This is a genomic window from Rathayibacter sp. AY2B7, assembly GCF_002931635.1.
Classification (GTDB): Bacteria; Actinomycetota; Actinomycetes; order Actinomycetales; family Microbacteriaceae; genus Rathayibacter.
The window spans coordinates 1-4,018 of sequence record NZ_PSUC01000170.1 but is presented as its reverse complement, the minus strand read 5'-3'; the positions used below and the strand labels follow the sequence as shown (position 1 = coordinate 4,018).

Below are 4,018 nucleotides of genomic sequence, written 5' to 3'. Positions count from 1 at the left end.
CACGCGGGCATCGCGGACCCGGTCGCGGCCCTCGCACTCGGAGCGCAGCCCCCGCTGAGCCTGCTGCTGGTGCAGGGGCGCCCGACGGTGCGGGACGGAGGCGCGGCATGGACCTGAACACGATCCAGCGCGTCCGGGTGGTGCGCGAGCGCTCCGAGCTGGCGGGCCGCGGGCCGCGCTCAGCGGTCATCGGAGGCGGCTCCTGGGTGTTCTCCCTCCCCCACGACCACCTCGACGAGCTCCTCGACCTGCAGGGATTCGCGTGGGAGCCGATCGTGCGCACGGACGCCGGGCTCTCGATCGCGGCGACCTGCACGCTCAGCGAGCTCGCCGCGATGCCCGACGCGGGCGACACCGCCCATCCGCTCTTCTTCCAGTGCTGCACGGCGCTGCTGGGCTCCTTCAAGATCTGGAACGTCGCCACTGTCGGCGGCAACATCGCCAACGCCCTGCCCGCAGGACCGATGATCAGCCTCGCCGCCGCGCTCGACGCCACTGCCCTCGTCTGGCGGGCCGACGGCTCGGACGTCGCCGTGCCGGTCGCCGAGCTCGTGACCGGCAACATGACCACTTCCCTGGCCCAGGACGACGTCATCCGCTCGATCGAGATCCCGCTCTCCTCCCTCCGGGCGCGCACCGCGTTCCGCAAGACGGCGCTCTCCCCTCTCGGACGCTCCGGCGCCGTCGTCATCGGCCGCCTCGACACCGACGGCGCGTTCGTGCTCACGATCACCGCGGCGACCGTCCGGCCGGAGCGGCTCCGCTTCGCCGCCGCTCCCTCCTCGGCCGAGCTCGCCGCGGCCGTCGACGGCGTCGCGACCTGGTTCACCGACCCGCACGGAGCCGCCGACTGGCGCCACGCCGTCGTCCGCGTGCTCGCCGAGGAGATCCGCACCGAGCTGGCCGGAGGCGCCCGATGAGGTTCACCGTCAACGGGGAGCCGGTCGACGCCTCCCCCCGCCCCGGCCAGGTGCTGCGCACCCTCCTCCGCGACCACGAGCACTTCGAGGTGAAGAAGGGGTGCGACGCCGGCGACTGCGGCGCCTGCTCCGTCCTCGTCGACGGGACGCCGTTCCACTCCTGCCTCTACCCCGCCCACCGCGTCGAGGGGCGCGAGGTGACGACCGCGGCCGGCCTCGGCACGCCCGAGGAGCCGAGCGCGGTGCAGGAGGCGTTCGTCGAGGCCGGCGCGTTCCAGTGCGGCTTCTGCACGGCCGGCATGGTGGTCACGGCCACGGCGCTCGACGGAGTCCGCGCCGAGGACGTGCAGCGGCTGATGAAGGGCAACCTCTGCCGGTGCACGGGCTACCGCCCCATCCGCGAGGCCGTGACGGGCGCCTGCGCGTCCGGGCACGGCGCGCACGCGGCCGAGCCGTCCGGAGCGGATCGCACGGAGGCCCCGGTCCGCGGACGGCACGCGGCCCCGCCGTCGGGTCTCACCCCCGTCCGCCGCACCGGTCGCCCGTCGGCCGAGGAGTCCCGGGTCGGCCGCTCGCTCGGCGCGCCCGCCGGCCGGCGGATCGTCCAGGGCCGCGAGCCGTTCACCCTCGACGTCGCCGTCACCGGCCTGCTGCACCTGAAGGTCGTCCAGAGCCCGCACGCCCACGCGCGCATCCGCTCGATCGATACGACCGCCGCCCGCGCGATGCGGGGCGTCGTCGCGGTCCTCACCGCCGAGGACGTCCCGGACGTCCTCTACTCCACCGCCCGCCACGAGTCCCGGCTCGACGACCCGGACGACACCCGCATGCTCGACACCGTCGTCCGGTTCCGCGGGCAGCGCGTGGCCGTGGTGGTCGCGGAGTCGGTGGCCGAGGCGGAGGCGGCCTGCCGCGCCGTCGAAGTCGACTACGAGGTGCTGCCCGCCGTCTTCGACCCGGAGGAGGCGCGCTCCCCCGGCGCGCCGCTCCTGCACGCCGACAAGGATCCGATCGCCTCGCGCATCGCCCGGCCGGAGGCGAACGTCGTCGCGGAGCTCCACGGAGAGTACGGCGACGTGGCCGCCGGACTCGCCGAGGCCGACGTGGTCGTCGAGGGCCGATACTCGACCTCCCGGGTCGCGCACACGGCTCTCGAGACCCACGGCACCATCGGCTGGCTCGAGGGCGGAGAGCTGGTGCTGCGGACCTCGACGCAGGTGCCCTTCCTCGTGCGCGACGAGATCGCGCGCCTGTTCGACCGCGATCCGTCCACCGTCCGCGTCTTCACGGCACGGGTGGGCGGCGGCTTCGGCGGCAAGCAGGAGATCCTGACGGAGGACGTCGTCGCCCTCGCCGTGCTCGCCACCGGCCGGCCCGTGCAGTTCGAGTTCACCCGGAGCGACGAGTTCACGATGGCCCCCTGCCGACACCCGATGCGGGTCGGCGTCACGCTCGGCGCCCGGCGCGACGGACGGCTGACCGCCCTCGCCGTGGACGTGCTCTCGGACACCGGCGCCTACGGCAATCACGGACCCGGCGTGATGTTCCACGGCACCTCGGAGTCGGTCGCCGTCTACAGCGCGCCCAGCAAGCGCGTCGACGCGCAGGCCGTCTACACGAACAACCTCCCCTCGGGGGCGTTCCGCGGCTACGGCCTCGGGCAGGTGATCTTCGGCATCGAGTCGGCGATGGACGATCTCGCCCGCGAGCTCGGGATCGACCCGTTCGAGCTGCGGCGGATCAACGCGGTGCGCCCGGGCGAGCCGCTGGTGGTCACGCACGTCGAGGGCGACGACATCGGCTTCGCCTCCTACGGGCTCGACCAGTGCCTCGACCTCACCGAGGCGGCTCTGGCCGACGGCGGCGGCTCCCCCGCCCCCGACGGACCGGGGTGGCGGACAGGGCAGGGCACGGCACTGGCGATGATCGCCACCATCCCACCGCGGGGCCACTTCTCGGAGGCGACCGTCACCGTCGATGCTGAGGGAGTGCTGACCATCGGCGTCGGCACGGCCGAGTTCGGCAACGGGACGACCACCGTGCACACGCAGCTGGTCGCGAGCGCCTTCCGCGCCTCGGCCGACCGGGTGCGGATCCGCCAGTCCGACACGGACGCGGCCCGCTACGACACCGGAGCGTTCGGCAGCGCCGGCACGGTGGTCGCGGGCAAGGCCGTCCACTCGGCCGCGACGCGCCTCCTCGCCGAGCTGCAGGCGCTCGCCAAGCGGCTGACCGGGCACGACGAGACATTCGAGCCCGACGACGAGGGCCTGCTCGCTCCGGACGGCACCCGGGTCGCGTTCGCCGATCTGGTCCGCGCGGCCGGCGGACCGGTCACCGCGACCGGGAGCGAGGACGGCGCTCAGCGCTCGCTCGCGTTCAACGTCCAGGGCTTCCGCGTCGCGGTGCACGAGCCGACGGGCGAGGTGCGGATCCTGCAGTCGGTGCAGGCGGCCGACGCCGGCTTCGTGATCAACCCGGCGCAGTGCCGCGGGCAGGTCGAGGGCGGAGTGGCGCAGGCGATCGGCTCGGCGCTGTACGAGGAGGTGATCCTCGACGGCGAGGGCACCGTGACCACGGCGATCCTCCGGAACTACCACATCCCGCAGATGGCGGACGTGCCCGAGACCGAGGTGCTCTTCGCGGACACCGCCGACGAGCTCGGGCCGTTCGGCGCGAAGTCGATGAGCGAGGCGCCCTACAACCCGGTCGCCCCCGCACTCGCCAACGCCGTCCGCGACGCGATCGGCGTGCGGCCGACCGAGCTGCCGCTCTCCCGCGACCGGATCTGGCGGCTCCTGCACCCGGACGCCGCCCCGGTCGCGACCGTCGCGGCGGAGGCGCCGCCCGGCTGAACGACGACGGGCTGAGCGCCGCCCGGCTGAACGACGACGGGCTGAGCGCCGATCGGCTGCCGCAGCTCAGACGCGCGACGCCAGCTCCGTGCTCGCCCGGGCGACCTCGCGGGCGATCCCGTCCTCGTCCGCGTTCACCAGCCGTCCCTCCCGCACCGTCGGGCGCCCCTGCACCAGCAGCAGGCTCAGCGGGGGCTGCGCTCCGAGTGCGAGGGCCGCGACCGGGTCCGCGATGCCCGCGTG

The 4,018-nt window shown here is 74.5% G+C and carries 2 protein-coding genes; both read left to right on the top strand.

The features are described 5' to 3' along the window. The first annotated feature begins 107 nt into the window (after window positions 1-107). Window positions 108-920 (top strand): FAD binding domain-containing protein, encoded by an 813-nt coding sequence (locus tag C5C27_RS16835; RefSeq protein ID WP_104314978.1) that lies wholly within the window; start codon window positions 108-110, stop codon window positions 918-920. Beyond that, window positions 917-3,775 (top strand): molybdopterin cofactor-binding domain-containing protein, encoded by a 2,859-nt coding sequence (locus tag C5C27_RS16830; protein WP_104314977.1) that lies wholly within the window; start codon window positions 917-919, stop codon window positions 3,773-3,775. The genes C5C27_RS16835 and C5C27_RS16830 overlap by 4 nt, the downstream gene beginning before the upstream one ends. The last annotated feature ends 243 nt before the right edge of the window (window positions 3,776-4,018 follow it).

Excerpts from the sequence above, each read along its gene's own strand:
- C5C27_RS16835 (WP_104314978.1), top strand. The coding sequence starts at position 108 with ATGGACCTGAACACGATCCAGCGCGTCCGGGTGGTGCGCGAGCGCTCC.
- C5C27_RS16830 (WP_104314977.1), top strand. The coding sequence starts at position 917 with ATGAGGTTCACCGTCAACGGGGAGCCGGTCGACGCCTCCCCCCGCCCC.